This is a genomic window from Bacteroides sp. A1C1, assembly GCF_004328515.1.
GTDB lineage: Bacteria > Bacteroidota > Bacteroidia > Bacteroidales > Bacteroidaceae > Bacteroides > Bacteroides uniformis.
The window spans coordinates 4,353,556-4,377,232 of the sequence record NZ_CP036491.1; the positions used below are offsets into that span (position 1 = coordinate 4,353,556).

Genomic DNA, 23,677 nt, shown 5'->3' on the forward strand with positions numbered 1-23,677 from the left:
CCTTCCTAACGGTTATCTCTATCAGGGAGTACGACCAAAACACTGAAATTCACCCGATTTTCCTTGATATTTCTATATTCTCCTTCTATCTTCCCTATGTCCATTACCCCTATACTTACCTTTCCATCGGCTGCATAGGACTGCTGCAATGACAGAGAGAAATCAATACGCTGTACGGATGTTATCTCGTCATTATCTTTGCTCATTATGGCTTTTGGAGAAACGACCCCAAAACTGGTAGGGTTAATCACTGCGCCGTTTTCTATTGCAAAGTCTTGGGCGTCCTTCACTCCCTCGATTATTTCTTTGAGCGTCTCGCTTACAAAGTCTTTTAAATCCATAGCTCTACATAATAAGGTATAAACTACCCTAATAGTTAAATAGTATTTATATACACATATACGTTTATATATTATTTGTAACATACACAAATATGTGTATCTTTGCATCATCAATCAATCACGTAGCAAAGATAAACTAAATGATTGATGATACAAATAGTATAAACATATTAAATCACACGATTATGAGCACGAAGAGTTTTTTACATGAAGTTATGAGCCTTGCATGGCAGTTCGTTCGCAAGAACGGTTTCACGATGTCAGAAGCATTAAAGTGCGCTTGGGCTAACATGAAATTGAAATTGCAGATGAAAAGCAAGATTGTGAAATTCTACTTTCAAAAGGTGGACGGTTCTGTGAGAGAAGCCTACGGTACACTAAATGAAAAGTTGATGCCTGCCATTGCTGGTACTGACAACAGAAAGAAGAACGACACCGTTCAAACTTACTATGATACTGAACGCCAAGAGTTCAGATGCTTTAAGAAAGCTAACCTTTTAAAAATCGCCTGATATGAGACAGTTTAGAGTATGTGACAGTGTAGAAGCCTACGGGCTTGAAAAGGCTTTAGATAAGGCTTGTATAGACCTTGATAGAGTTGATAAGATGTCTGACACAGAGGCTTGTGCTTTCTGTAATACCGATACCAAAGAAGAAGCCTTAGAGGTTATTCAAGAAGAGATTGATTACATAGAGTTTCAACTTGATAGAATAGCAGTATGATAGAGGCATTGATAGTATTAGGCTGCTTGTATGCAAGCTACAGGCTTTTCAGAAAGCCGGGCGAGAAGTTCTTTTATGATGATTAATCACACGATTATATCACGCACGACAGCCCTATTGACGGATTGAACGGCAACTGATAGCGAGAATCGGGTAGGGCACTATTGATTAGTTCTTTGACATATTGGTACGATATAAAGATATATTTCTGCGAAGGCACGTAAGCGAAGCCAGTGATGGTAGATAGTGGTGGGTGCAAGTGGAACGGAATTGACACCGATAGCAACCGAAGATAAGCTGATGAAGAGCGAATGGTTGTATATGTCTGATGGTGGTAAAGCCACGAAGTTGATATGATTTTTACTTTCAGCACACCAATTTGTCTTTAGTGTGGCGAGTATGCTTGGTTAGGCACAAGTATCGCTGAAAGGTCTAAATATAAGCCCTTCACGTCTCGATACGTGGTAGAATCCGTAGAAGGTATCGGGGGCGCAACAACCGCAGCAAAGGTTAGTGCTACTACCGTACTAAAAGCCACGGGCAAAGCGAAGTGCGCACCGTTTCGCTTTATCCTTATACGGGCGGCATAAACTTAAAATTAAAAGAAGTTATGAAAATAATTCAATTCTCTTTATCCATACTAATAGCTATATGTGCTATTGGCATGTTTTATGGGGCTATCACGACATACAGTCCAATAAAAATCTTTTCAGTAACAATAATGAGTATCATTCTTATTGCGTGTTGCTTACTCGTTACAATAACTTTCAAAGAACTCAAATAATTAAATTACACAATTATGAAAAAGAAAAATTACAGTGTAATGGGACTGGTTCAAAAAGCTATCATAGACAGCATGAACTTCTCGAAAAGAGACGAAAGCCAAATATTTATTGAAATATCCCCTCATGTTGATGCTGTTCAATTCTATGCTTATCAAGGTAGATGGGATATTTCTAAAGAAAGAGTATTCGACTTCCATATCTATGCACGTGGTAATTTATCACCCACTGTAAAAGAGGCTAAAAAGGTGCTCAAACCTATTTACGACTTCATTAAAGAAAACTCAAAGAAGTAATATAACTTCAATGTGTTTTTTGTCGTGTTTATTATGTGTATCGGGTGTGCCGTCTGTGAAGATAGCGCACCTTTCTTATTGGGGCGTTCGGTGTAATGGCTAACACACCTCATTTGAGGAACTGGCGGTTCGAGTCCGTCAACGCCCACCAATCATTCTAATATAACATTTATGGAAAAAGTAGAAAGTAAAGAGAAAATGAGAAACATGAAGAGAGGAGCCACGATAGAGCTGCCTATATCTTCACTTGAGACAATCCGCAACAACGTATCACTTCTAAATGCCAAGCATCTTCTTGAGGGTAAAAAATGGGCTTCAAAGTCTTATCCGAAAAAAGGTATTGTCGTTGTAAAAAGGGAGTCATAGTCATCTAACTCACACGATTATGGAACGGGTATTCACAGAACTCACCCCTGAATGCGAGATTACAGCACGGATGTATGCACAAGGGTATGAGAAAAAGGAAATCGCCAATTTCAAATGCCGGGCGGTTAGCACGATTAATAACCAATTGCAAAAGGCTTTTGAAATATTGCATGTACGGAATGGGAGAGAACTTGCAACAATGCTTTATGAACGGATAGCCGGTGTGAGGCTCACGATGGATTTTTCGCCTATAGTCCGTGTGTCCGTCACATGTTGCTTACTGTGTATATTTTCTTTGTCACTTTACCACGAACAAGGTGATATGAGGAGGTTACGAAGATTTAGAATTGAACATATAGAAAGGGTAAGAGAATGAACATGGAGGATATTTTAAATAGTGGTGCCAATGTTACTTTGACAATAAAGTCCACTGATTTGAAAGAGTTCGCAGAACATCTTGTAAAAAAGACTGTGAGAAGTATTAGAGACTCTTTCATCAGACCGGAAGAGGACTACTTGACCATTAAAGAGGCAAGTCAGATTCTACATACCGATAAGTCAACCTTATGGAGATGGCATAAAATTGGATATTTGTGCAGGTTGGAAATAGGAGGTAAGAGATTGTACCGAAAAAGTGATGTAGATGCTATTCTACAGAAAGAGAATAATTAACCCTTTAAATTTTACGATTATGAGTCTTATCAAAAAATCAAATGAATTAGTAATCCCTACCACAGTGAAAATGATGATTTACGGCCAGGCTGGTATGGGAAAATCAACAGTGGCATTGAGCGCACCGAAACCGTTATTATTGGATTTCGATAATGGCGTTAAGCGTATGAATATGGCGCATTTGGAAAACATAGATACCGTACAGGTCATTTCATGGAGTGATGTTCAACAGGTCTTGCAGGAGGATTTGTCTGCTTATCAGACCATTGTAGTTGATACTATTGGTAAGATGATGGATTTCATCATTACTTATAAATGTGGCAGCCGCCAACCGTCTATCAGGGATTGGAGTGGTATCAATGCGGAGTTTTCATGGATGACACGAACACTTTCGGGGCTTAACAAGCACATCATTTTCGTTGCCCATCGCGACACACGGAAAGAAGGTGATGATACCGTGTTTATCCCTGCCTTGCGTGAAAAGTCCTACAACTCCATCGTTACCGAACTGGATTTGCTCGGCTATCTTGAAATGAAAAGCGAAAGAGGTGTTCAAAGACGCACTATAACTTTTGACCCGACTTCAAGAAATGACGGTAAGAATACATGCAATCTTCCTTCAGTGATGGAAGTTCCTACCATCCTTGACAAGAATGGTAATCCAACCGCAAAGAACGACTTTATCACCGCCAAGATAATCAATTCGTATTTGGGTATGCTTGCTGCCAAGAAGGAAGCGCAGGAAAAGTATGACAAGGTGATAGAAGAAATAAAAGAAAGCATTGAATTTATCACCGATGCCAACTCCGCTAATGAGTTCGCTTCACATATCAATGAGTTTGAACACGTTGGTAGTTCTTTGATGATGGCGAGAAGTTTGTTTGCTGCAAAGGTAAAGGCTTTGGGACTGGTATTCAATAAGGAAACTAAAATCTACTCAGATGCAGCCTAACTATCGTATATATGCAACATTGTTGGATTCTTACTTCAATTACCTTAATAGCGATGTCATATATGAGCGTTATTATGGGTGGAGTGAGAATCCACCATATACGGAAGAAGAGTTTCGGCAGAAGCAGTTTCAAGAACTGATAGACCGGATTAACCGCAGGCCATTCGACAGCGAAGCGGCAGACAAGGGAACAGCCTTTAATGAGGTTATTGACTGTATGGTTGAAAATCGGAAATCCGAAACGGTGCAGATTGAAAAGGTATATAAGGCAATACGCGAAGGAGCTTGTGACGAAACAGGTAAACCTTTGTATTACGATGAGGTTCAGACCAACGAGGTTATAGGTTTGAGAGTTACCTATAATAATCGTGTTTTTACTTTCCCAATCTCACTTTGCCGAGAGTTCGCCGGTTACTTCAAAGGAGCATTGACCCAACAAAGGGTAGAAGCGATTCTTTCAACCGCATACGGCAATGTTTTGGTTTATGGGGTGATTGACGAGCTGATGCCGGCCAGCGTCCACGACATCAAAACAACTGGAAGCTATACCGTAGGGAAGTTCAAAGACCACCATCAACATTTGGTTTATCCTTACGCTTTGATGAAGAACGGTTCGGATGTACGGACATTTGAGTACAACATTGTAGAGTTCAATAAAGGCGGTTTTGTGGTAGATACCTATACAGAAACATACGTTTTCAATCCAGAACGTGATATTCCTATTCTCACTAATCATTGTGAGGAATTTATCCGGTTTTTGGAAGAAAACAGAGAACTTATAACTGATAAAAAGATTTTTGGAGGAGAAAATTAATGGCAAACCAAATAACCGGACGGATAATCGAAATCGGACAAACCGTTCAAATACCATCCAAAAACGGTGGTTCCTCATTTACAAAACGGGAGTTTATTTTAGATGCTACCACTTACGACCCTTATACGGGAGAGCGTAGCGAGTATGAGAACATTATTCCCTTAGAGTTTTCGGGTGACAAGTGTACAGAACTTGACCGCTTTAATCAGGGTGATGTTGTTACTGTATCATTTGTCTTACAAGGGCGTTCTTGGACGAATCAAGACGGAGAATTCAAACGTATGGTATCCATTCGATGCTATAAAATAGAAGCGCGTGGCGGTGTATCGCAATCCCAACAGACAACATCGATACAACAACCTACACCTCAGCCGACTTATCAGCAACAGCCGCAGAATTTCCCGCCTCCGGTTGATGCTAATGGCAATGTAAAGGATGATTTGCCTTTTTAGCGTATGTCCCTTTACGATACTTCAAACCCTTTGCAGAAAGAGCAATTTAAGGCTCGTTCTGCAAAGCTCGCAGAAAGCGGTAAGGTTGTAGAACTCACAGAGAAAAAGCCTAAAAGAAGCCTGCAAAGCAATAAATATTTGCATGTGATTTTAGGTTACTTTGCGTGTGAGACCGGAAACACGTTGGAGTGGGTGAAGCAACAGTATTATAAAAAGCTTGTTAATCCATCCATTTTCATTCGTGAGAGAGACGACAAGTATTTGGGACGGATAAAGATATTGCGCAGCTCTGCTGATTTAGATAGTGCAGAAATGAGTACAAGTATTACCCGTTTTCGTAATTGGGCAAGTGCTGAATGCGGAATATATTTACCTTCTGCTGATGAAGATAGATTGATTCAACTAATGGAAATAGAGATTGGACGAAATAAAGATTATTTATAATGGCAGAAATATGGAAAGATGTTGTCGGATATGAAGGTTTATATCAAGTATCAGACAGGGGTAGAATTAAATCTATATGCAGTTACGTAAGACTACAAAATGGTGAATTAATGAAGAAAAAGCCGCATATCCTTAAACTACAAGATAGATGTGGATATAAATGTGTAAACCTATTCAAAGGCGGACGCTCACATACACTTAACATTCATCGTTTAGTAGCAGAGGCTTTTTTACCCAATCCTCATAGGTATTCAGTTGTAAATCATAAAGATGAAAACAAAAGCAATAACAGCTTGTCTAATTTGGAATGGTGTACTCACGCTTATAATTTGAGTTATGGTACTGCCCAAAGAAGAAGGGCCGTATCTCAAGGTAAAGTAGTTATTCAATTAGATAAGAATGGAGCTTTTATAAAGCGACATTTGACATTAATGGACGCTTGTAGAGATACCGGCATAAATTTTCAAAATATCTCACAATGTTGTAACAACAAAAGAAAAACAGCAGGTGGATATTGTTGGAAATTTGAGGAACAGCAGGAAATACAAAGAAATCAAGAATTTATTTAGTTATGATAGAAACAAGAAAAACAGAAATCAGGTATGTGACATCTGACCCGAAAAAGATGCTCAACATGTACCTTGCAAAACGTGTCCTCAAAACATGGGAGGAGTCTTTCATTGATGAAGATACAGGTGAAACAGTAATCATCGAACGGAATGAAATTCTTTTTGACCGTGGCACGCTGATAGACCAAGACACTTTGGCGAAAATTCGTTTCAGTATGGAAGCTGACGGTATTAAGGAAGTGGAAGTCAGCAACCAGAACCGCTTGGCATTCGAGAACGAGAACAAATTCTTATATCCCTATCTTGCACAGGCACAAATAGGGGACAAGAAACATAAGTTCCTGCTGTATGCCACCGGATTGGAAAATTCTTGTAGTATCTTGAAAGATTACATCGAACTAAACTATATGTTCGGATTCACCTTGACAATGGTCAAGGAGTTCGATTCTTGTGTGATTCTTACTGATAATTTGAAAGAACGCAAGGTAGATGATGCCACCCTCGAAGAATTAAAAGATACATTCCTTTTAAACGATTCTGTAACGGAAGAAGATGAAGAAGAGGGAGATTCCAAGCCCAATGAAAAGAAATTCTATCAGATTGAGACGAAAATCACATTCACGGATGGGGAGAATGAAGACGAGAGAGTTCAGACTTTTGTCGTGAACACCTTCAACGTTGACAGAGCGATGATGCTTATTACCCACTATCTCAAAAACAAAGAGGAAGAATGTGAGAAACAAGCCAAAGAAAAGGGACATGAGTTCAGAAAGAGGGAAATCCATACAGCCATTGAATCTGCTAAACCTATCCCGGTCGGGCGTTTTATTCCGAAAGAGTTTTCAATGGCTTATATGGAATAACTTTGTTAACCTGCCTGCTCGGTCTGTGAAGATTGGGCAGGTGAATATGGAGAAGTGGTGTAATTGGTAGGCACGCCGTGGGTAGCGCGGTGAGTGTAATAGAAATAGGAAGTTGGTGCTTTCCCACCTTAGTAGTCATGCTATAGTAACAAGCCGAATAAACTCATCCCGGTTCGAGCCCGGGCTTCTCCACAAACTTGTGTTAGAAAGGGGACATGAAAGTATTTAGTTGCAAATGGATATTTCTGTAATGCGCATACGGATAGTGTTCCCGATGGAATGATGTGAGCCACACATAAATGGCAAGGGTTAGTAAATAATGGTTGTGCCCCGGAGAATACGCTTCGGGGCTTTTAATGGAAAATTATGGATGAATTATTAACTGGTAAGATTTGCCTTTATTGCGGTAGGTCTACTGAATACGTGGATAGTTCTGTGATCTACGGACGCTCCTACGGTATGATTTACCTCTGCCGAGATTGTAGGGCTTATGTCGGAGTACACAAGGGTACAGACCAGGCGTTAGGGCGTTTGGCAAACGCGGAACTAAGGGAAGCCAAGAAAGAAGCCCACTTCTACTTCGACCAGGTAGCTAAGACCAATCTTATCAATAAAATTTGGAAGAAACAAATCCCCAACACTTCAAACAGAAACAAAGCCTACCTGTGGCTATCCAATCAACTGGGCATACCACGTGAGCTTTGCCATATCGGAATGTTTGATGTGGAGGATTGTAAACAAGTTGTTGAACTGTGTAAACCAATAATAGAAAACTATGGAAAATAAAGCAGTAGCATTTATAAAATCAAACGAATGGTTTAAGTCCACTATGGTAGAGCATGGAACGCATAACGGATATGTGGCTGTTTCCTCTGCGAACAAATATCATGGAATGTCTTATTTTGATATTGATGATATAAGTGTACATGGAGGTATCACATTTTCAGAACCGGCAATAAGCGGTGAAGAATCTATCGGAAGCAAAAGGAAAATTAATTCCAAGTATGTCGGAAAAAGAAATCCCATATTGGATGATGTGGAATTCATTACCGATAATACGGAAATAGGTGATGACTGGTGGATATTCGGGTTTGACACATTCCATTATGGAGACAATGAATATGACTGGGACAAACAAGCCGTCGTTCAAGAGACAAGGTACTTGATGGAACAATTGGACAAATAGACAATGCCGTACTACATAAAACGAAAGGCTAAGAAGAAAGACAAGCCTTTACCTCTGTTTGATAAAGCAGGGATAACAGTAAAGAAGAAGCCGGATTTGAAAGCTAAGCTCGACAAGGAGTTTTCCCTTTTTATCCGGCTTCGTGATGCAATGCCGAACGGATATTTTAGATGTATCTCGTGCGGGCAGATAAAACCGTTTACACAAGCCGACTGCGGACACTATTTCAGTCGTACACATTTGGCAACACGGTTTGATGAGAATAATTGCCATGCCGAATGCCGGCACTGCAACAGGTTCAAAGCCGACCATTTGGAAGACTATCGGGTGAATCTAATTGCTAAAATCGGTCAACAGAAGTTTGATTTGCTGAAAGTCAAAGTTGCCAGCACTTCCAAAATGACTGATTTTGAGTACGAACAGCTAATCAAGTATTACAAAGCACTTAATAAGAAGTTACGAAAGGAGAAAGGGCTATGAGTTATGTATTACGAGATTACCAACAGAAAGCCTCTGATGCTGCCGTTTCTTTCTTCAATAACAAGGCGAAGAAAACAAATGCCATTATGGTGTTACCTACGGGCAGCGGAAAGTCGCTTATCATAGCGGATATAGCCGCAAGGCTTGACGGTCATACCTTGGTGTTCCAGCCCTCGAAGGAAATACTCGAACAGAATTTCAAGAAACTCTGTTCATACGGTATTCTTGATTGCAGTATCTATTCAGCATCCTTTAACTCAAAGGAGATAAGCCGAATAACATTTGCCACCATCGGCAGTGTGAAGAATCATCCCGAACTGTTTACCCACTTCAAGAACATCATTGTGGATGAATGTCATCTTGTAAACCCCAAAGAGGGAATGTACAAGGATTTTTTTGATGCAGTGAAGTGTAAGGTTCTTGGACTGACAGCAACGCCATACCGTTTAAGCTCCAGTCGTGATTTCGGCTCCATGCTGAAATTTATCACTCGGACAAAACCTCATGTCTTTTCAGAGGTCATTTATCATGTACAGGTATCAACCTTATTAGACATGGGTTACTTGGCGAAGTTGAATTACTATCCAATGAATCCTTCGGGATGGAACGAACTTAACTTGAAAGTAAATACTACTGGTGCCGACTATACGGATAGGTCAGTTCAAAGAGAATATGAACGGATAGACTTCTACGGTTATCTCGTTCATATCGTCCAAAGGCTGATGAATCCCAAAGCTGGAGGAAAACGGAAAGGTATTTTGGTATTTACCCGTTTTCTGAAAGAAGCGGAGCGGCTTACCTGGTCTATACCCGGAGCCGCAATCGTTTCGGGTGACACCCCAAAAGGTGAGCGCGAAAGGATACTTGAAGCGTTCAAGGCTGGTGAAATTTCGGTAGTGGCGAATGTCGGGGTATTAACCACCGGCTTTGACTATCCGGAACTTGATACAGTCGTTATGGCACGTCCTACAATGTCACTTGCTATGTGGTATCAGATAGTCGGTCGTGCCATCCGTCCGCATCCTTCCAAAGAATGTGGCTGGATTGTGGATTTATGCGGTAATATCAAACGTTTCGGAGAGGTGTCGGACTTACGGTTGTTTGATAGCGGAAATGGTAAGTGGGCTGTATTTTCTAACGGAAGGCAATTAACTAACGTGAGATTCTAAGACTATGGACGAAGGATTTTTGAGGCTAAGCCGCAGGTTTTTCTCGAATGAAATGTGGAATGAAGCCCGTACTTTTAGCAGTTGCGAAGCGTGGTTAGACTTAATTCAGTCTGCACGATTTGAGGCAACGCCCCGAAAGGAGAGTATCGGAGGTCGAGAAATCTCTTATTCAAGAGGTCAATATCCTGCATCCATAAGATTTCTGTCACAGCGTTGGAAATGGTCTGAAAAGAAGGTGCGTTCCTTTCTTGTGCATCTTAGAAAGAAAGGTATGATAACTGTTGAGTGCAATCAAGGAATGAACCTTATAACCTTATGTAAATATGAAGAATATAATCCAATGGGCACAACCAAGGGCACAAGTAAGGGCACGGGTATTGAAAAGGAAATCAATGAATTAAGACACGAATGGGCACAACTAAGGGCACAACTTGGGGCACAGTCCATGAACAACAATCTACCGCAATCCGAACTTTTACAAAAATCAGGGCACACAGAGGGCACAAATACAAAGAAAGAAGAAAGAGAGTATATAGATATATCTCTACATCAAAAGAAAGAAAATACTCCTGACGGAGTACCAAAGAAAGACAAGCTTTCTTCGCCCTCTCTTTCTGAAAAGATTGATTACAGCGGATTGATGGAATACTATAATTCCACATTCAAAGATAGACTCCAGCAGATAAAATCAATGACCGATGTGAGAAAAAAGGCTGTAAAAGCCCGGATAGCCCAATATGGAAAAGAGTCAGTGAGGACTGTTTTCAATCTCATTCTTCAATCCCCGTTCCTGCTGGGAGCTAATGACCGCAATTGGAAATGTGACTTTGATTGGATTTTCAAACAAGCAAACTTTACTAAAATATTGGAAGGAAATTATAATGGGAAACGAACTGATACTGTCACCACAAGAAGAGAATCGGTTAGTCGTCTTAAAGACCTCGCCGGAGAAATATTGCGAAACTCTGCGCCCGAAAAAAGTTGAGGATGTATTTCTAAGCAATGAGCCGGCCATAGGGACTATAATCAGAAAACTCGGAGAGCCGCAGGCGAGAGCCATATTGGTAATTTTAATTGCTGACGCTTTGGCGTTCTTCAATGTGGTTAATACCATGTCTGACACACAGGTTGCAATGACCGTAGACTTAATCATTGAGGAATACCCTTACATGAAAACTGACGATTTCAAATTGTGTTTCAAAAATGCAATGAAAATGAAATATGGAGAAAGTTACAACCGCATAGACGGGCAAGTTATTATGGGCTGGTTACGTGAATACAACAAAGAACGTTGTGCTATTGCTGATAGCCAGTCATGGAATGAGCATAAATCACACATGGCTGATGAGCAAAGAACAACCAATGGGATGTTCTACGAAGAATATCGGGAGGAACTTAAAAAACGTGCACTGTCCGGTGACAAATCTGCCATCAACGCCTTGAGGATGTCGGATGAATTGATTGCTGAATTGAATAGAAAAAGATACGAGGGGCTGGAAAAGAAGCCAAGCGAGTTTTAATAGGGGTAAAACGTATGAAACTAACAATCTGTTGGATGGCAAAAGGTTGACAAAAGCGTTTCTATAACGATATATGCAGGAAATTCGGAATTTCACGGTATATGAGCATCAACCACGAAACGCCATGCGAAATTAAAGAAGAAGATTTGTTGCTTCTTCGTGAATGCGAAAAACGAGGGTTTATCCAAATAAGAAATAAATAATTTATACACGATTATGAAACCAAGAAAACAATTAATTGACGCCGCCACAGCCGATGGTAGCATTGACAGATTGACCAGCCTTCTTTCAGCCGCACACATACTTAACTGCGAAGCCAACATGCTGGTGGAGGAAGCGGCAGACCTGATGAACGCCAAAGGGTTACTACTCGGAAATTTGAAAAGGATTCATAACAGCTTTGTCAAGAGCGCCGACATGTACTTCCTGGAATTCTCCTCACTCGTAGAGACAGAGAACTCGAAGATGGATATGTTCAGGGACATGGACGACTTCGACGCCAAGTTCCGCGAGTGGGCAAAATTACCGTCTGATTGGAAACCGAAGGAGATTGATTGAGTTATGAAATCATTGAAAGAGATATTATGCAGCTTAGAAGGGTTGTCCGACATTGAATTATTTGTCATAGACCTATTCTGTGGGGCCGGTGGTTTGTCGGAAGGCGTGGAAGAAGCCCGTTTAAATGGCAATAGATGTGCAAAAGTCGTTTGCTGTGTGAATCACGATAAGAATGCTATCCTTTCACATGATGCCAACATTCCTGATGCACTTCATTTCATTGAGGATATTCGTACACTGGAACTTTCACCGATAAATACTATTGTTGAACGTATCCGTGAATTATATCCTGATTCGATGATAATGCTTCATGCTTCTTTGGAATGTACCAACTTCTCGAAAGCTAAAGGCGGTCAACCGAGAGATGCTGATAGCCGGACGCTGGCAGAACATCTCTTCCGTTATATTGATGTTATAGACCCTGACTACATTCAGATTGAAAATGTAGAAGAGTTTATGTCATGGGGAGATATGGATGAGAATGGGAAACCTATCAGCATGGATAAAGGAAGACTTTATCAGAAGTGGGTACGCAACGTGAAAAAATATGGTTACAACTTTGAACACCGTATCCTGAATGCTGCCGACTTCGGCGCCTATACCACAAGAAAACGCTTCTTCGGCATCTTTGCTAAAAAGAGTTTGCCGATAGTATTCCCTGAACCGACCCACTGTAAGGGTGGTAGGCAAGATATGTTTTCGCGGCTGGAGAAGTGGAAGCCGGTAAAGGATGTACTTGATTTCTCTGATGAAGGAACTACCATCTTCAGGGAAAAGCCTCTTGCAGAGAAAACGCTTGAGCGTATCTATAACGGACTTATCAAGTTTGTAGCCGGAGGAAAGGATGCCTTCCTCGTGAAGTATAATTCTATGAACCGTACGGGGAAATATAACGCTCCTGGGATTGACGAACCATGTCCGGTGGTAACAACACAAAACAGACTTGGAGTAGCGCAAGTTTGCTTTCTTTCCAAACAATTCAGCGGACATCCCGAAAGCAAGAATGTATCAGTGGAAGAGCCTGCCGGAACAATCACATGCAGGGACCATCATGCCTTCGTATCAGCGCACTATGGGAACGGCTTTAATCGTTCGGTAAACGATCCGTCTGCGACAGTTACAACAAAAGACAGATTATCATTAGTAACTCCAAGGTTTATCGCCAATGAGTATTCCGGTGGAGGACAACATACAAGTATTGACAATATTTGTCCGGCAATTTTAACCAATCCCAAGCAAAAACTTATAACATGCAAGCCTTGGATTATGAATACTTCTTTCTCAAATATTGGTAGCAACATAGAGGAACCGGCACAGACAATAACCGCAAACCGGAAATGGCATTATCTGATGAATCCACAGTTCAACAGCGCTGGCAGCTCCGTTGATAACCCCAGCTTCACCCTGATGGCACGAATGGATAAGATGCCGCCCTATCTGGTAGCAACAGAAAGCGGTCAGATAGCGATTGAAATCTACGACAATGATAGTCCTATGACCGTGAAGATAAAGGAGTTCATGGCACTGTATGGCATAGTGGATATTAAAATGCGGATGCTTCGCATTCCTGAACTAAAACGTATCATGGGCTTTCCGGAAGATTATGTGTTAGTTGGTACACAAGCTGACCAGAAGAAGTTTATCGGAAATGCGGTAGAGGTTACGCAGGCAAAGAAGAATGCCGAAGCACTTTGTGCAAAACTTAGAGATTTAAGATTGAAGAAATTAAAAGAAGTAGCTTAATGAAAGAATATATAGAATTTTTAAAAGACAAGATGGCCATCAGCCGTCAGACCGGGTTCGAGGTCAATCCGGATGAACTGACACCGTCGTTATATCCCCATGTGAAAGATACTGTTCGCTGGGCGGTGTCCGGTGGTTGCCGTGCCATATTCTCCAGTTTCGGTATGCAGAAAACCGTAACCCAGTTGGAGATACTTCGGGTAGTCTTGAAACACAAAGGCGGCAAAGGGCTGATAGTTTGTCCCAAACGTGTAGTGGTTGAGTTCCTTACACAAGCGGAACAACATCTGCACATGAAAGTGACCTATGTACGAACTATGGCTGATGTGATGATATGCCCGACTGACATCATGGTTACGAACTACGAGCGTGTGCGCGACGGTGAAGATGGTGTAAGAATAGAACCTTCCTACTTCACCGCAACATCATTGGATGAAGCGAGCGTATTACGTGGTTTCGGTACCAAGACCTATCAGGAGTTCCTTCCCTTGTTTGCGGATGTTCCCTACCGCTTTGTAGCCACCGCCACGCCATCGCCCAACAGATACAAGGAGCTGATACATTATGCCGGTTATCTCGGTGTGATGGATACCGGGCAGGCACTTACCCGTTTCTTTCAGCGTGACAGCACGAAGGCGAATAACCTTACCCTTTATCCGCACAAGGAGAAGGAGTTCTGGTTGTGGGTAAGTACATGGGCGTTGTTCCTCACCAAACCGTCCGACCTTGGTTACCCCGATACCGGATATGAATTGCCGGAACTGCGTGTACATGAAGAAGTGGTTAGTGTTGATAACTCCACAGCCGGAACTGACCGTGACGGACAAGTGAAGATGTTCCGTGAGGCTGCTCTCGGACTTGCCGACGCAGCGAAAGAACGTCGGGACAACATGCAGGAAAAGATTGCCCGTGTGATGGAAATCATTAACCGTCCTGAAAACAAAGACGACCATTTCCTTTTATGGCATGACCTGGAGAATGAACGGAAGGCTTTGTGTGATGCCATACCCGGATGTAAGGCTGTGTACGGCTCGCAGGATGATGAGGAAGCCGACAGAGTAATAGCGGACTTTAAGGACGGCCGTCTGAAATATTTGGCCGCCAAACCGGAGATGCTCGGTGAGGGTTTGAACTTCCAGTACCACTGCCATAAGGCAATCATGTTCATCGACTACCGTTTTAACGACAAGTTCCAGGCGATAGCCCGTATCTACCGGTTCATGCAGCAGCATCCGGTTGACCTCTATCTGGTCTATGCGGAAAGTGAGGGCGAGATATACAAGAGCTTCATGCAGAAGTGGGCGCAACACCGCGAGATGGTAGCCAAGATGACCGATATAGTCCGCGAGAACGGTTTGTTCGGCTTGCAGGCAGAGGAAAAGATGATGCGGTGGATGTTTGCCAGCAGGGAAGAAAAGTCCGGTAAACTGTGGAGGGCAATCAATAATGACAATGTTCTTGAATGCCAGACTATGGAAAGTAATTCGGTGGACTTGATTGTAACCAGCATCCCGTTCTCCAACCACTATGAGTACACTCCGACCTATAACGACTTCGGGCATAATGAGGACAACGGCAAGTTCTTCGAGCAGATGGATTATCTTACACCGGAGCTTATGCGTATTCTTAAACCCGGTAGGTTAGCTTGCATCCATGTGAAAGACCGTGTTTTGTTCGGCAACGCTACTGGTGACGGTATGCCCACCATCGACCCGTTCAGTGAAATGACTGTATTCCACTACATAAAACACGGTTTCCGCTACATGGGGCGCATCACTGTGGATACGGATGTGGTAAGGGAGAACAACCAGACTTATCGGCTTGGATATACGGAGATGTGCAAGGACGGTTCAAAGATGGGTATCGGTTGTCCTGAATATGTCCTTCTTTTCCGCAAGCTTCCTTCTGACACCTCACGGGCCTATGCTGATTTGCCGGTGACCAAGAACAAAAGCGAATATTCGTTAGCCCGTTGGCAGATAGACGCTCATGCAAGTTGGAAATCTTCGGGTAACTCTCTATTGAGTTACGAGGACATGAAAGGGGCCGGCATTGACAAGATACGCCACCTATTCAGGAACTACGAGCGTGGGCACGTTTATGATTATGAGGAACACGTGTCATTCGCCGAAGAGTTGGAGGCATACGGAAAACTGCCAAAGACATTCATGGCCGTTGACCCGGTAAGCAAGAAGCCCTGGATATGGGATGATGTCACCCGGATGCGCACGCTCAATACTAAGCAGTCGCAGAAGAAACGGCAGAACCACATCTGCCCTTTACAACTCGATATTGTTGAAAGACTGATTGAACGGTACTCAAACAAGGGTGAGTTGGTGTTTGACCCCTTCGGAGGTATCGGCACTGTTCCATATTGCGCTATCAATCTGGGGAGGAAAGGTCTGTCTACAGAACTGAATTATGACTATTGGAAAGACAGTCTTTCATATCTGTATGAGGCGGAGATGGAGGTCAGCGCACCCACATTGTTTGACTTGATAAATGTAGGATAAAAAAGAATGGAGAGCAGGTGTCGAACCTGCGCCTCCACAATGAGTGGCATTCTTTCCACTTAAACTACTCCATTCTCTACTCCACTCAAATTGAAAAATCCCCAAATTCAGTTGAGTTGAAAATTCAACAAGGCTTTCCTTTCGGCATAGCCTAAAGGAGATAATTCCTAAATTGAGTTTAAAGCCAAATTTGTTTTTAATTATTGTCGGCTTTTTATTCTGAGAATTTCTGAAAATTTCTGAGATACGTTCTGAAATGAGCCGACAAGTATTTGTCGGTATTATTTTCATAAAAGTATTTATTAGAAATTAAACAATAATTAAAAAGCAACAAGGATTTGAACCTTAACGTCAATGCGTACCATTTAGTTACTTGGCACAAATATAAGTAAAAAATAATAAGATGAAAGCAATAACCATAAAACAGCCGTGGGTCTCTTTGATAGTCCATGGTATTAAAGACATTGAGAACCGTACTTGGAGCTGCCCTAAGAAATACTTAGGGCAGAGGGTACTGATTCATTCAAGCGGTAAACCTTTGAATTATGATAATTTCTATGATTCAATACTTACCAATGAGCAGTTATTGGCATTACCGGAAAACAAAGAGTGGAAAGATTTTAGTTTTTGTACAGGCTCCATAATCGGAAGCGTCGAGATAATAGACTGTGTACAAAACCATCCTTCCATCTGGGCAGAGAAAGGAGTTTATAACTGGGTACTAGCTAACCCTATTCTCTACGAAAATCCAATTGAGGACGTGAAAGGCAAATTATCCTTTTGGGATTATCCCGGTATCAAAGAGGTAAAGATAGAATGTCCGGAATGTGGCAGTATAGAAATAGCTGTTGAGGACTATACAACGGCACCATTCCCAACTTATTTGCATAGGTGTAATAAGTGTGAACATATGATTATAGAAAGTGAGTGGAAGGAGGTAAAACTATGAGAGATTTTTATGAACTGATAAACCAATATCCATGGACTACTATTTTTCTTGCTATTTTCATTTATGAAGTGATTAAATGTGTGATGTCTAATTTGAAAAAGAAATAGCCATGAGCAAACTATATAAAGTAACTATTTTCGGGGAATCATTCCTAATCGGGTGGTTCCCTTTTTCTTCACGCTGGTATAACAAGCTAAAGATAATCAAATGATAGTACGTCATTTTATAAGAGTTCCGGTTGGAAGTACTGTCTATTGCGACAATCAGCCGGTTAAAATACTAGAGAAAGGATATGCCCTTGCTCTATGTGATGTCAATGGGAAACGGGTATATATCACCTGCTATGATTTGGAAAAGAAACCATTCGTCAGCACGAATGGGGAAAAATGAAAAAGAGCCAACCCACGCACGACCATGAATCAGCTCCTCACACGATTATGATGCAAATATACTATTTACTTTTAAAATAATCGTGTTATGGAGTTGGATTTTAACAAAATAATTCGTCTTAAAAAGATTCGTATCGAAAAATCAGAACTTTCAGAGGAAGAAAATATCTTAACTTCCCCGGTTCTGAAAGATAAGAGCCTTATCCATGAAATCTATAAAATATTTGTTGAGTTGTTGAATAAGAGGGGATGTCCGCCGAATATTGACAGTGTAACCCAGCGGAAGAAGTTCATTTTCATTATCCTGTATCTGTTTTCTCCAAGCTCGCTTGCCGGTGGAAAAATGACAGCAGGGTTACGACCTGAATTAGCAAGGGTTCTTGGTGTTCAATCAGAATGTACCATTTCCGACAACTGTGCGGATGTCGTGTTTTTGTATCAGAACTATGGGGATTTCAGTGGGGATATAGAGTATCTTTACACCGAAATCGTAAATCGGTTAAGAATCAAAGGGCTAATCAATTAATGAGCCGGAGTTTAGTGCTCCGGCTTTTCTGTTCTCAAATGGTCAACAACACTTTGCAACCTATCTGCATCTTTAGGATTGAAAATAAATTCGTCAAAATCTCCATATGCACTTCGATGACCAAATATGTACTTAACAGCATGGATAATTCGTTTGAGTACATTTCTTTCGGGTTTTAAGTGTACGTTGCAATATACTTCCTTTTCATCCTCAAAATATGACATCACAATCTGATGTTCGATGCTGTTGCATTCACAAATAAAGAGTTCTTTTTTATCCATGGTTGTTTATAACATAGTTGCAACTTGCTTTTCTACGGCTGATTTAATAAAAGCGTTTATTGATATTCCAGCCTGTTGGGCGAGAATGGCAATTTTGCTATGTACCTCTGGGGAAATTCGTATGTTCAGGGAACCAGAATAACTTTTACGCGGTGTAATTCCGGCTTCCTTACAATATGCTATATAATCATCCACAGCTCCTTTAAAATCCTCTTTCAATTCAGATACAGTTTCACCTTCATACGAAATCATTGTATCTTTTGGCAAATCAAGGACTTTTCCAAATAGGCAATTATCTTCATCGCTTATCTCAATACTTCCTATGTAACCTTTGTAAGTCAATGTTTTCATATTAATTTATTTTTAGTCAGAAATTCAAATACTTGTTTCATTACATACCCTTTTACGATACTTCCTGGATGTGGCTTATGCGCAGTGTACGAGCTTTCCCCTTTTGCGAAAATGACACGTGACCCACTTGTTTTTCCTTTGTTATCTATCTTATATCCGAAAATGGAGAACAAGCGTACAAGCTCATCCCAATTAAAATCTTTTGGCTGGCTTTTAAAGCGTTCTATCAACTTCTCTTTTGTACCCATAATTTAATGGTTTATGCAAATGTAACTATTTTACAGTTGCAGAACAAGTGATTTACTGTTTTTCTTCAATCTCAGCCACAATTTTCTTTAGCTCCTCTATCGTATCGGCTTTGTAGAAGTTTTCTTTATACTGGATAAGGGCGGTGAGTTCACTATCTTCTCCTTTACAAGTGGAAGAGTTATTTGTTTCGTCTCGGAAGAAGTCAACTATATTGCAATCAATGGCGTCGGCTATCTCTTTCAACTTTTTGTAGGTGGGATTTCCTTGTAAGGTAAGAGTAAGAGTTACTCTATTTACACCCATCTTTTTTGCTACATCCTGAATGGTGTAGCCCTTTTCTTTAATGATGCTTTTTATATCCATTTCAAATGTATATTATAATAAACGGAACAAATATAATATGATAAAATCAATAATGCAATAAAAGTAGCTGTTTATTGCATCAAGAAGATTGATTTATTAATAAATATGTAATTGTATACCCTTACAATTGTGTTTTTGCTAATGTTTATTAAACAGCTACATTTTTATCTTTATTCTATTTGAAGTGTAATTATAAACCCATACATTTGCATCATCAAACAAGAAGTAATAACAATTAAAAGATATACGATTATGGCAGCATCAGTAATTAAACAAAGAACAATAGAGAAGTTCATCATGTCAGAGTTTGTACAAGGCAATTTGAACACAAAAGAACAAGTAAGCTGTATGCTCATTTTGATTCAAAAGAAGCTGGGTATGTCAGTAGAGCAAGCAAGTGACTTTATGAGAAACACAATTGGTATTAACGCTTAAATATACGATCATGGCAACAAAGAAGATTGATGAAAAGAAAACATTGAAGTATGCAGTAGCATTCTACTTCTGTACATCAGGTAAGATAAACTTCATGTTAGGCAATAAAATGTATCAGCATATAAATACTGTTTATGACCAAAGAGAAGATGGCAGAGGCTTCAATACCTGTGAAGTTGTTTATAACTACAAGGCTCAAAAGTACGAGGTTCTGAATGTAGATACAGAGATAGGCAACAAAGAGATTACGGTATTAAATAATTAATCAGCAGGGCGAAAGCCCTGCGTAATATAGAAGATTATGAAGCGATATTATTTTGAACTGTTAGATGATGATTATAATGATTTGGGTGCATTGATACCGGACGGCAGTAGTAAGAAAACCGCTGTTAATCGTGCGAAAAGATGGATGGTTGATAACAATATTCAGTCTGCCCAATTAAGCGTAAATAGCATGATTACTGACAATATTTTGGATATAATAAGCATAGAAATAGCATAAGTTTTAATCCGGTAGCCTTTGGGCTACCACAATACACACGATTATGGAAGCGGATTTAGTTTTAGTTATCAGCCCCGAAGCCCCACTGATGAAACAACTGGGCAAAGTATTGGGTAAGTTATGTAGTATGTGCGATTTTACCACCATAGAGAGGGGTGAAAAGTACATCACCATACAGCATGATGAAACTGGGCTTGTAGTGGCTTATACGAGTGAAGAAAGATTGAAAGCGAAACTTTAAATATAAATGATTATGAACTCAATAAACGAAAACGGTTGCAGCGTATGCCAGCCCGGTAAAGAGAATTACACTACCTACACAACGAAGTTAGGCAGAAAGAGAATGAGAATGTATCAGTATGACTACCGTACTGAAAGCGGTGAGTTGTTTTCTTGTTGTGCACCTACCTTAGAGCAGTGCAGAGAAAGACGGGACAAATGGCTTAGTTCACAACAATAACCTGATTGTTGTGTATAACGATTGAAGATATTTCGTTATCTTTGGTTGTGGTAGTACCTTTGGGGTACTATCGCGGGGTGTAGCAGTGGTAGCTTTTCACTTTGACTTGGTGAAGGTCGGTTGTTCGATTCAGCCCCCCGCAACTATTGAGTATTAATTTAAATTTGACACGATTATGAACATTCTTACATTAAGCATCAAACAGAAGTATTTCGATGAAATCTTGGCAGGCAAGAAAACCCACGAATACCGCGAAATCAGACCAACAAACGCTAAGAAATATATCACTTACCTATGTGGCGGTAAAGAATATCCGGCTGATGCAGAACTGCCTGAAGAAGGTGAGGTAGAATTGAAGCCTATCAAGTACGATGCAATCAAGCTTCTGACAGGTGCATATACGGGTAAACGTCCTTACATCATTATAGAGGTAAAGAATGCAGAAGCAGTAATTCTCACAGATGAAAACGGTAATGATATTGTTTACGAATATCAAGGCGAAGAATATCTTGCCGCACAAATGGATTATACTTTGGGTAAGATATTAGAGAAACATATAGATTGATTTGTTTAACTTTTAAAATTAGAAAGCAGAGTCGCAAGAAGAATTAACAGAGTAGCCGGGCCTCGCAGAAATATGAACGGTGCAGGGGCTGGTGGTAGATTGGTTGCCAGACGTGGCGGTGAAGCTGGTACATCACAGTTGGGGTCACGCAGACAGCGTTATAGTGACCTTCGTACTTCATTTGGTTTAAGTGGTGGTTAGCTATGAGCAAGGTAGAACAAGCGAACCGGTATATAGACCTCATTCGGGTAAAATCGAATGAGGCTTTACTGTTTTTATCACTTGGTAAAGATTCGCTTGTTCTGCTTGATTTAATCTATCCGAAGTTTGACCGGATTGTTTGTGTGTTCATGTACTTTGTCAAGAATTTGGAGCATATTAACCGATGGATTGGCTGGACTAAAGCCAAATATCCAAAGATTGAGTTTGTTCAAGTGCCACACTGGAATCTTACCTACATTCTTAGAGGTGGCTTGTATTGTGTACCCAATCCGAAAGTAAAGCTATTGAAGTTGGCAGATGTGGTAAAGGCTATGCAGCTTACTCATGGAGTTTATTATACATTCTTGGGCATGAAAAAAGCTGATGGTATGAACCGCAGGCTTATGCTGAAAGGGTATGAGGTAAACGGTTACGAGAATAACGGTATGGTTTATCCTTTGGCTGATTGGACACAAAAGGATATTCTTGCTTATATGAGGCAGCACAAATTACCCGAACCAGTTCGATATTCATTGAAAGCCAGTTCGGGAGTAGGTTTCAATCTTGATTGTATGCTTTGGATGGAGAATAATTACCCGCAAGATTTACAGAGAATTTACAAAGTTTTCCCAATGGCTGAAAGGGTGCTTTGGGAGTATAATAATCAACAAAAGCAATAGAAGGAAAGCCGAGTCAGAAGAAAATCAATTGATGATATTGCAGAGCAAAGATACAGACTATCTCGTACTTTAACGGGTAATAGGCTGAACAGAGTAAACTCTATTGCAAGAAAGTATATTCGATACATTGAACAAACCTTTGGGTATAATGAGGGGAAACAACAAGATGGCGCAAGAAAAGTATCTCGAAGAATTTATATGGGTTTAACTAATGGATGATATGGAATTGTCAAAATACATAAAGAGTGAATCGATGGAACTTAATCGTTCTGCCATTCACTTTGCAGATTATAACCCCCGGAAACTTTCCGATGAATCACGTAAGACACTGAAACGTGGCATCAAGAAGTTTGGTTTAGTCGGTGGAATTGTCGTGAACAAGCGTACAGGTCTTACCGTAGTCAGCGGGCACCAGCGTTTGTCTGTCATGGACGAATTGCAAAAGTTTCCCGATAACGACTACCGCATTCGTGTCGATGTCATAGATGTGAACGAGCAGCAGGAAAAGGAGTTGAATATTTTAATGAACAACCCGAATGCACAAGGTACATGGGATTTTGACGCTCTTGCCCGTATTGTTCCTGATATTGACTGGAAAGATGCAGGATTGACGGATGCCGACTTGAATATGATTGGGGTTGATTTCCTTTTGCAGACCGAAGAAGAAAGCTCCATTGCTGACGAACTGGAAAGCATGATGTCGCCTGTAACAGAACAGAAAGAAGCCGATAAAGCCACCAAGCAGTTGGAACGTGCCGAAAAGGTTGCCCACATGAAGGAAGTCAAGCAACAGGTAAAAGAAAACGCACAGAAGCAAGTCGAGAACATGGATGCCTATGTGATGTTGTCCTTTGATACCTATGAAGCTAAAGCCGCTTTCTGCGAAAGGTTCGGGTATGATCCGGATATGAAGTTCATAAAGGGAGAAGTATTTGATGAACAAGTAGAAAGAATAGATTAATTATTGGGAGGAAAGCTGAGTTAGAAAGAAAACATATAGCCAGTTATATCAGCAGTCCAGACAAATAATGTACAACGCTGGAAGGCAATACGGGTTAGGTTCTGCAAGACAAAGAAACATAAGGGATAGAACGAAATCTATAATGGGAAGATATGCTGAGAAAATAGATAGCTATTTCTCAAAAAGAGGAGTTGATGTCTATGGAAACAAGCCAATTTCTCGCCGTGTATATATGGGTAACAATAACGGTTAAAATTATGATTGGCGATTTTATACTTTGGATAAGGAATGTTCTAAAGCAAAACCTGTTTTGTGTTCATCA

General features: G+C 40.7%; 36 protein-coding genes and 3 tRNA genes. 33 read left to right on the plus strand and 6 right to left on the minus strand.

Features of this window, described 5'->3' with window-relative positions; translation table 11 throughout:
* Positions 1-5: 5 nt before the first annotated feature.
* On the minus strand, positions 6-341 hold the full coding sequence (locus tag EYA81_RS18245; RefSeq protein WP_131226276.1) for a hypothetical protein: 336 nt from the start codon (positions 339-341) through the stop codon (positions 6-8).
* Positions 342-526: 185 nt separating this feature from the next.
* Between EYA81_RS18245 and EYA81_RS18250 the strand changes: the two genes are divergently transcribed.
* The 23 genes from EYA81_RS18250 (at position 527) to EYA81_RS18360 (ending at position 16,443) form a co-directional block, all read left to right on the plus strand.
* Entirely contained in the window at positions 527-853 is a 327-nt protein-coding gene (locus EYA81_RS18250; protein ID WP_022400762.1) for an SH3 beta-barrel fold-containing protein, read from the plus strand.
* Between the two features lies 1 nt (position 854).
* Positions 855-1,064 carry a hypothetical protein gene (locus EYA81_RS18255; protein WP_118132120.1) on the plus strand — a complete coding sequence of 70 codons (210 nt, stop codon included), beginning with the start codon at positions 855-857 and terminating at the stop codon, positions 1,062-1,064.
* Between the two features lie 799 nt (positions 1,065-1,863).
* On the plus strand, positions 1,864-2,142 hold the full coding sequence (locus EYA81_RS18260) for a hypothetical protein (protein WP_131226278.1): 279 nt from the start codon (positions 1,864-1,866) through the stop codon (positions 2,140-2,142).
* Between the two features lie 81 nt (positions 2,143-2,223).
* Positions 2,224-2,293, plus strand: a tRNA-OTHER gene (locus tag EYA81_RS18265).
* Positions 2,294-2,313: 20 nt separating this feature from the next.
* A complete protein-coding gene (locus EYA81_RS18270) occupies positions 2,314-2,508 on the plus strand; it encodes a hypothetical protein (RefSeq protein WP_117880743.1) in 195 nt (64 codons plus the stop codon).
* A gap of 19 nt (positions 2,509-2,527) precedes the next feature.
* Complete coding sequence (locus EYA81_RS19760) at positions 2,528-2,884, plus strand: DNA-binding response regulator (RefSeq protein ID WP_118936953.1); 357 nt, start codon at positions 2,528-2,530, stop codon at positions 2,882-2,884.
* Positions 2,885-2,886: 2 nt separating this feature from the next.
* Positions 2,887-3,180, plus strand: a complete 294-nt coding sequence (locus EYA81_RS19975; RefSeq protein ID WP_168354301.1) for a helix-turn-helix domain-containing protein — start codon at positions 2,887-2,889, stop codon at positions 3,178-3,180.
* A 19-nt stretch (positions 3,181-3,199) separates the two neighbouring features.
* On the plus strand, positions 3,200-4,132 hold the full coding sequence (locus tag EYA81_RS18285; protein ID WP_131226280.1) for an ATP-binding protein: 933 nt from the start codon (positions 3,200-3,202) through the stop codon (positions 4,130-4,132).
* Positions 4,122-4,946, plus strand: coding sequence for an HNH endonuclease (locus EYA81_RS18290; protein WP_131226282.1), 825 nt, complete (start codon positions 4,122-4,124; stop codon positions 4,944-4,946). The genes EYA81_RS18285 and EYA81_RS18290 overlap by 11 nt, the downstream gene beginning before the upstream one ends.
* Positions 4,946-5,398: a DUF3127 domain-containing protein gene (locus EYA81_RS18295; protein ID WP_119962227.1), complete on the plus strand. Its 453-nt coding sequence runs from the start codon at positions 4,946-4,948 to the stop codon at positions 5,396-5,398. The genes EYA81_RS18290 and EYA81_RS18295 overlap by 1 nt, the downstream gene beginning before the upstream one ends.
* Before the next feature lie 30 nt (positions 5,399-5,428).
* Entirely contained in the window at positions 5,429-5,842 is a 414-nt protein-coding gene (locus EYA81_RS18300) for a hypothetical protein (protein WP_227201700.1), read from the plus strand.
* Positions 5,842-6,411 carry an NUMOD4 domain-containing protein gene (locus EYA81_RS18305; RefSeq protein WP_119962228.1) on the plus strand — a complete coding sequence of 190 codons (570 nt, stop codon included), beginning with the start codon at positions 5,842-5,844 and terminating at the stop codon, positions 6,409-6,411. Before EYA81_RS18300 ends, EYA81_RS18305 begins: the two co-directional genes overlap by 1 nt.
* A gap of 2 nt (positions 6,412-6,413) precedes the next feature.
* Positions 6,414-7,274, plus strand: coding sequence for an RNA polymerase subunit sigma (locus tag EYA81_RS18310; RefSeq protein WP_131226284.1), 861 nt, complete (start codon positions 6,414-6,416; stop codon positions 7,272-7,274).
* A gap of 48 nt (positions 7,275-7,322) precedes the next feature.
* Positions 7,323-7,466: transfer RNA gene (locus tag EYA81_RS19300), tRNA-OTHER, on the plus strand.
* 174 nt (positions 7,467-7,640) lie between these two features.
* A complete protein-coding gene (locus EYA81_RS18315) occupies positions 7,641-8,060 on the plus strand; it encodes a zinc-finger-containing protein (RefSeq protein WP_131226285.1) in 420 nt (139 codons plus the stop codon).
* On the plus strand, positions 8,050-8,460 hold the full coding sequence (locus tag EYA81_RS18320; RefSeq protein WP_131226287.1) for a hypothetical protein: 411 nt from the start codon (positions 8,050-8,052) through the stop codon (positions 8,458-8,460). The genes EYA81_RS18315 and EYA81_RS18320 overlap by 11 nt, the downstream gene beginning before the upstream one ends.
* A 3-nt stretch (positions 8,461-8,463) precedes the next feature.
* A complete protein-coding gene (locus EYA81_RS18325; RefSeq protein ID WP_131226288.1) occupies positions 8,464-8,940 on the plus strand; it encodes a recombination protein NinG in 477 nt (158 codons plus the stop codon).
* A complete protein-coding gene (locus EYA81_RS18330) occupies positions 8,937-10,109 on the plus strand; it encodes a DEAD/DEAH box helicase (protein ID WP_118936943.1) in 1,173 nt (390 codons plus the stop codon). The genes EYA81_RS18325 and EYA81_RS18330 overlap by 4 nt, the downstream gene beginning before the upstream one ends.
* Before the next feature lie 4 nt (positions 10,110-10,113).
* Positions 10,114-11,094: a hypothetical protein gene (locus EYA81_RS18335; RefSeq protein ID WP_242672394.1), complete on the plus strand. Its 981-nt coding sequence runs from the start codon at positions 10,114-10,116 to the stop codon at positions 11,092-11,094.
* A gap of 229 nt (positions 11,095-11,323) precedes the next feature.
* Entirely contained in the window at positions 11,324-11,629 is a 306-nt protein-coding gene (locus tag EYA81_RS18340) for a hypothetical protein (RefSeq protein ID WP_242672395.1), read from the plus strand.
* Between the two features lie 216 nt (positions 11,630-11,845).
* Positions 11,846-12,187, plus strand: a complete 342-nt coding sequence (locus tag EYA81_RS18350; RefSeq protein WP_131226292.1) for a hypothetical protein — start codon at positions 11,846-11,848, stop codon at positions 12,185-12,187.
* Between the two features lie 3 nt (positions 12,188-12,190).
* On the plus strand, positions 12,191-13,930 hold the full coding sequence (locus EYA81_RS18355; protein ID WP_131226293.1) for a DNA cytosine methyltransferase: 1,740 nt from the start codon (positions 12,191-12,193) through the stop codon (positions 13,928-13,930).
* Entirely contained in the window at positions 13,930-16,443 is a 2,514-nt protein-coding gene (locus EYA81_RS18360) for a DNA methyltransferase (protein WP_131226295.1), read from the plus strand. The genes EYA81_RS18355 and EYA81_RS18360 overlap by 1 nt, the downstream gene beginning before the upstream one ends.
* A gap of 3 nt (positions 16,444-16,446) precedes the next feature.
* Here the strand turns inward: EYA81_RS18360 and EYA81_RS19305 are convergent.
* Positions 16,447-16,518: transfer RNA gene (locus EYA81_RS19305), tRNA-Met, on the minus strand.
* Between the two features lie 328 nt (positions 16,519-16,846).
* On the opposite strand from EYA81_RS19305, the gene EYA81_RS18365 reads away from it, so the two are divergent.
* Together EYA81_RS18365 and EYA81_RS18375 are read left to right on the plus strand one after the other, a co-directional pair.
* On the plus strand, positions 16,847-17,392 hold the full coding sequence (locus EYA81_RS18365; RefSeq protein ID WP_131226296.1) for an ASCH domain-containing protein: 546 nt from the start codon (positions 16,847-16,849) through the stop codon (positions 17,390-17,392).
* 477 nt (positions 17,393-17,869) lie between these two features.
* A complete protein-coding gene (locus tag EYA81_RS18375; RefSeq protein WP_131226298.1) occupies positions 17,870-18,307 on the plus strand; it encodes a hypothetical protein in 438 nt (145 codons plus the stop codon).
* A gap of 11 nt (positions 18,308-18,318) precedes the next feature.
* Here the strand turns inward: EYA81_RS18375 and EYA81_RS18380 are convergent, their stop codons facing one another.
* From EYA81_RS18380 to EYA81_RS18395, 4 genes are read right to left on the minus strand one after another with little or no spacing between them, the layout of a single operon-like run.
* On the minus strand, positions 18,319-18,588 hold the full coding sequence (locus EYA81_RS18380; protein WP_061412722.1) for a hypothetical protein: 270 nt from the start codon (positions 18,586-18,588) through the stop codon (positions 18,319-18,321).
* 6 nt (positions 18,589-18,594) lie between these two features.
* Positions 18,595-18,939: a type II toxin-antitoxin system HicB family antitoxin gene (locus EYA81_RS18385; RefSeq protein WP_061412725.1), complete on the minus strand. Its 345-nt coding sequence runs from the start codon at positions 18,937-18,939 to the stop codon at positions 18,595-18,597.
* The gene (locus EYA81_RS18390; RefSeq protein WP_061412731.1) at positions 18,936-19,187 is read right to left on the minus strand and encodes a type II toxin-antitoxin system HicA family toxin; all 252 of its coding nucleotides are present in this window, start codon (positions 19,185-19,187) and stop codon (positions 18,936-18,938) included. Before EYA81_RS18390 ends, EYA81_RS18385 begins: the two co-directional genes overlap by 4 nt.
* A gap of 52 nt (positions 19,188-19,239) precedes the next feature.
* On the minus strand, positions 19,240-19,551 hold the full coding sequence (locus tag EYA81_RS18395; RefSeq protein ID WP_081106202.1) for a helix-turn-helix domain-containing protein: 312 nt from the start codon (positions 19,549-19,551) through the stop codon (positions 19,240-19,242).
* A 252-nt stretch (positions 19,552-19,803) separates the two neighbouring features.
* Between EYA81_RS18395 and EYA81_RS18400 the strand changes: the two genes are divergently transcribed.
* The 8 genes from EYA81_RS18400 to EYA81_RS18435 all read left to right on the plus strand — a co-directional run bounded on the left by EYA81_RS18400 (position 19,804) and on the right by EYA81_RS18435 (position 23,355).
* A complete protein-coding gene (locus EYA81_RS18400) occupies positions 19,804-19,986 on the plus strand; it encodes a hypothetical protein (protein WP_061412734.1) in 183 nt (60 codons plus the stop codon).
* 10 nt (positions 19,987-19,996) lie between these two features.
* Entirely contained in the window at positions 19,997-20,251 is a 255-nt protein-coding gene (locus EYA81_RS18405) for a hypothetical protein (protein WP_131226300.1), read from the plus strand.
* A gap of 36 nt (positions 20,252-20,287) precedes the next feature.
* The gene (locus EYA81_RS18410; RefSeq protein WP_057279906.1) at positions 20,288-20,488 is read left to right on the plus strand and encodes a hypothetical protein; all 201 of its coding nucleotides are present in this window, start codon (positions 20,288-20,290) and stop codon (positions 20,486-20,488) included.
* 43 nt (positions 20,489-20,531) lie between these two features.
* The gene (locus tag EYA81_RS18415) at positions 20,532-20,729 is read left to right on the plus strand and encodes a hypothetical protein (RefSeq protein ID WP_131226302.1); all 198 of its coding nucleotides are present in this window, start codon (positions 20,532-20,534) and stop codon (positions 20,727-20,729) included.
* Between the two features lie 12 nt (positions 20,730-20,741).
* The gene (locus EYA81_RS18420) at positions 20,742-20,948 is read left to right on the plus strand and encodes a DUF3873 family protein (protein ID WP_081106205.1); all 207 of its coding nucleotides are present in this window, start codon (positions 20,742-20,744) and stop codon (positions 20,946-20,948) included.
* Between the two features lie 175 nt (positions 20,949-21,123).
* A complete protein-coding gene (locus tag EYA81_RS18425) occupies positions 21,124-21,513 on the plus strand; it encodes an ASCH domain-containing protein (RefSeq protein WP_119961662.1) in 390 nt (129 codons plus the stop codon).
* A gap of 203 nt (positions 21,514-21,716) precedes the next feature.
* Entirely contained in the window at positions 21,717-22,394 is a 678-nt protein-coding gene (locus EYA81_RS18430; RefSeq protein ID WP_131226303.1) for a phosphoadenosine phosphosulfate reductase family protein, read from the plus strand.
* Between the two features lie 220 nt (positions 22,395-22,614).
* Positions 22,615-23,355, plus strand: a complete 741-nt coding sequence (locus tag EYA81_RS18435) for a ParB N-terminal domain-containing protein (RefSeq protein ID WP_131226305.1) — start codon at positions 22,615-22,617, stop codon at positions 23,353-23,355.
* Positions 23,356-23,677: the final 322 nt, after the last annotated feature.

Bases quoted from the DNA above. Each gene is read 5' to 3' on its own strand.
- EYA81_RS18245 (WP_131226276.1), bottom strand. From the start codon at position 341: ATGGATTTAAAAGACTTTGTAAGCGAGACGCTCAAAGAAATAATCGAG.
- EYA81_RS18250 (WP_022400762.1), top strand. From the start codon at position 527: ATGAGCACGAAGAGTTTTTTACATGAAGTTATGAGCCTTGCATGGCAG.
- EYA81_RS18255 (WP_118132120.1), top strand. From the start codon at position 855: ATGAGACAGTTTAGAGTATGTGACAGTGTAGAAGCCTACGGGCTTGAA.
- EYA81_RS18260 (WP_131226278.1), top strand. From the start codon at position 1,864: ATGAAAAAGAAAAATTACAGTGTAATGGGACTGGTTCAAAAAGCTATC.
- EYA81_RS18270 (WP_117880743.1), top strand. From the start codon at position 2,314: ATGGAAAAAGTAGAAAGTAAAGAGAAAATGAGAAACATGAAGAGAGGA.
- EYA81_RS19760 (WP_118936953.1), top strand. From the start codon at position 2,528: ATGGAACGGGTATTCACAGAACTCACCCCTGAATGCGAGATTACAGCA.
- EYA81_RS19975 (WP_168354301.1), top strand. From the start codon at position 2,887: ATGGAGGATATTTTAAATAGTGGTGCCAATGTTACTTTGACAATAAAG.
- EYA81_RS18285 (WP_131226280.1), top strand. From the start codon at position 3,200: ATGAGTCTTATCAAAAAATCAAATGAATTAGTAATCCCTACCACAGTG.
- EYA81_RS18290 (WP_131226282.1), top strand. From the start codon at position 4,122: ATGCAGCCTAACTATCGTATATATGCAACATTGTTGGATTCTTACTTC.
- EYA81_RS18295 (WP_119962227.1), top strand. From the start codon at position 4,946: ATGGCAAACCAAATAACCGGACGGATAATCGAAATCGGACAAACCGTT.
- EYA81_RS18305 (WP_119962228.1), top strand. From the start codon at position 5,842: ATGGCAGAAATATGGAAAGATGTTGTCGGATATGAAGGTTTATATCAA.
- EYA81_RS18310 (WP_131226284.1), top strand. From the start codon at position 6,414: ATGATAGAAACAAGAAAAACAGAAATCAGGTATGTGACATCTGACCCG.
- EYA81_RS18315 (WP_131226285.1), top strand. From the start codon at position 7,641: ATGGATGAATTATTAACTGGTAAGATTTGCCTTTATTGCGGTAGGTCT.
- EYA81_RS18320 (WP_131226287.1), top strand. From the start codon at position 8,050: ATGGAAAATAAAGCAGTAGCATTTATAAAATCAAACGAATGGTTTAAG.
- EYA81_RS18325 (WP_131226288.1), top strand. From the start codon at position 8,464: ATGCCGTACTACATAAAACGAAAGGCTAAGAAGAAAGACAAGCCTTTA.
- EYA81_RS18330 (WP_118936943.1), top strand. From the start codon at position 8,937: ATGAGTTATGTATTACGAGATTACCAACAGAAAGCCTCTGATGCTGCC.
- EYA81_RS18335 (WP_242672394.1), top strand. From the start codon at position 10,114: ATGGACGAAGGATTTTTGAGGCTAAGCCGCAGGTTTTTCTCGAATGAA.
- EYA81_RS18340 (WP_242672395.1), top strand. From the start codon at position 11,324: ATGAAATATGGAGAAAGTTACAACCGCATAGACGGGCAAGTTATTATG.
- EYA81_RS18350 (WP_131226292.1), top strand. From the start codon at position 11,846: ATGAAACCAAGAAAACAATTAATTGACGCCGCCACAGCCGATGGTAGC.
- EYA81_RS18355 (WP_131226293.1), top strand. From the start codon at position 12,191: ATGAAATCATTGAAAGAGATATTATGCAGCTTAGAAGGGTTGTCCGAC.
- EYA81_RS18360 (WP_131226295.1), top strand. From the start codon at position 13,930: ATGAAAGAATATATAGAATTTTTAAAAGACAAGATGGCCATCAGCCGT.
- EYA81_RS18365 (WP_131226296.1), top strand. From the start codon at position 16,847: ATGAAAGCAATAACCATAAAACAGCCGTGGGTCTCTTTGATAGTCCAT.
- EYA81_RS18375 (WP_131226298.1), top strand. From the start codon at position 17,870: ATGGAGTTGGATTTTAACAAAATAATTCGTCTTAAAAAGATTCGTATC.
- EYA81_RS18380 (WP_061412722.1), bottom strand. From the start codon at position 18,588: ATGGATAAAAAAGAACTCTTTATTTGTGAATGCAACAGCATCGAACAT.
- EYA81_RS18385 (WP_061412725.1), bottom strand. From the start codon at position 18,939: ATGAAAACATTGACTTACAAAGGTTACATAGGAAGTATTGAGATAAGC.
- EYA81_RS18390 (WP_061412731.1), bottom strand. From the start codon at position 19,187: ATGGGTACAAAAGAGAAGTTGATAGAACGCTTTAAAAGCCAGCCAAAA.
- EYA81_RS18395 (WP_081106202.1), bottom strand. From the start codon at position 19,551: ATGGATATAAAAAGCATCATTAAAGAAAAGGGCTACACCATTCAGGAT.
- EYA81_RS18400 (WP_061412734.1), top strand. From the start codon at position 19,804: ATGGCAGCATCAGTAATTAAACAAAGAACAATAGAGAAGTTCATCATG.
- EYA81_RS18405 (WP_131226300.1), top strand. From the start codon at position 19,997: ATGGCAACAAAGAAGATTGATGAAAAGAAAACATTGAAGTATGCAGTA.
- EYA81_RS18410 (WP_057279906.1), top strand. From the start codon at position 20,288: ATGAAGCGATATTATTTTGAACTGTTAGATGATGATTATAATGATTTG.
- EYA81_RS18415 (WP_131226302.1), top strand. From the start codon at position 20,532: ATGGAAGCGGATTTAGTTTTAGTTATCAGCCCCGAAGCCCCACTGATG.
- EYA81_RS18420 (WP_081106205.1), top strand. From the start codon at position 20,742: ATGAACTCAATAAACGAAAACGGTTGCAGCGTATGCCAGCCCGGTAAA.
- EYA81_RS18425 (WP_119961662.1), top strand. From the start codon at position 21,124: ATGAACATTCTTACATTAAGCATCAAACAGAAGTATTTCGATGAAATC.
- EYA81_RS18430 (WP_131226303.1), top strand. From the start codon at position 21,717: ATGAGCAAGGTAGAACAAGCGAACCGGTATATAGACCTCATTCGGGTA.
- EYA81_RS18435 (WP_131226305.1), top strand. From the start codon at position 22,615: ATGGAATTGTCAAAATACATAAAGAGTGAATCGATGGAACTTAATCGT.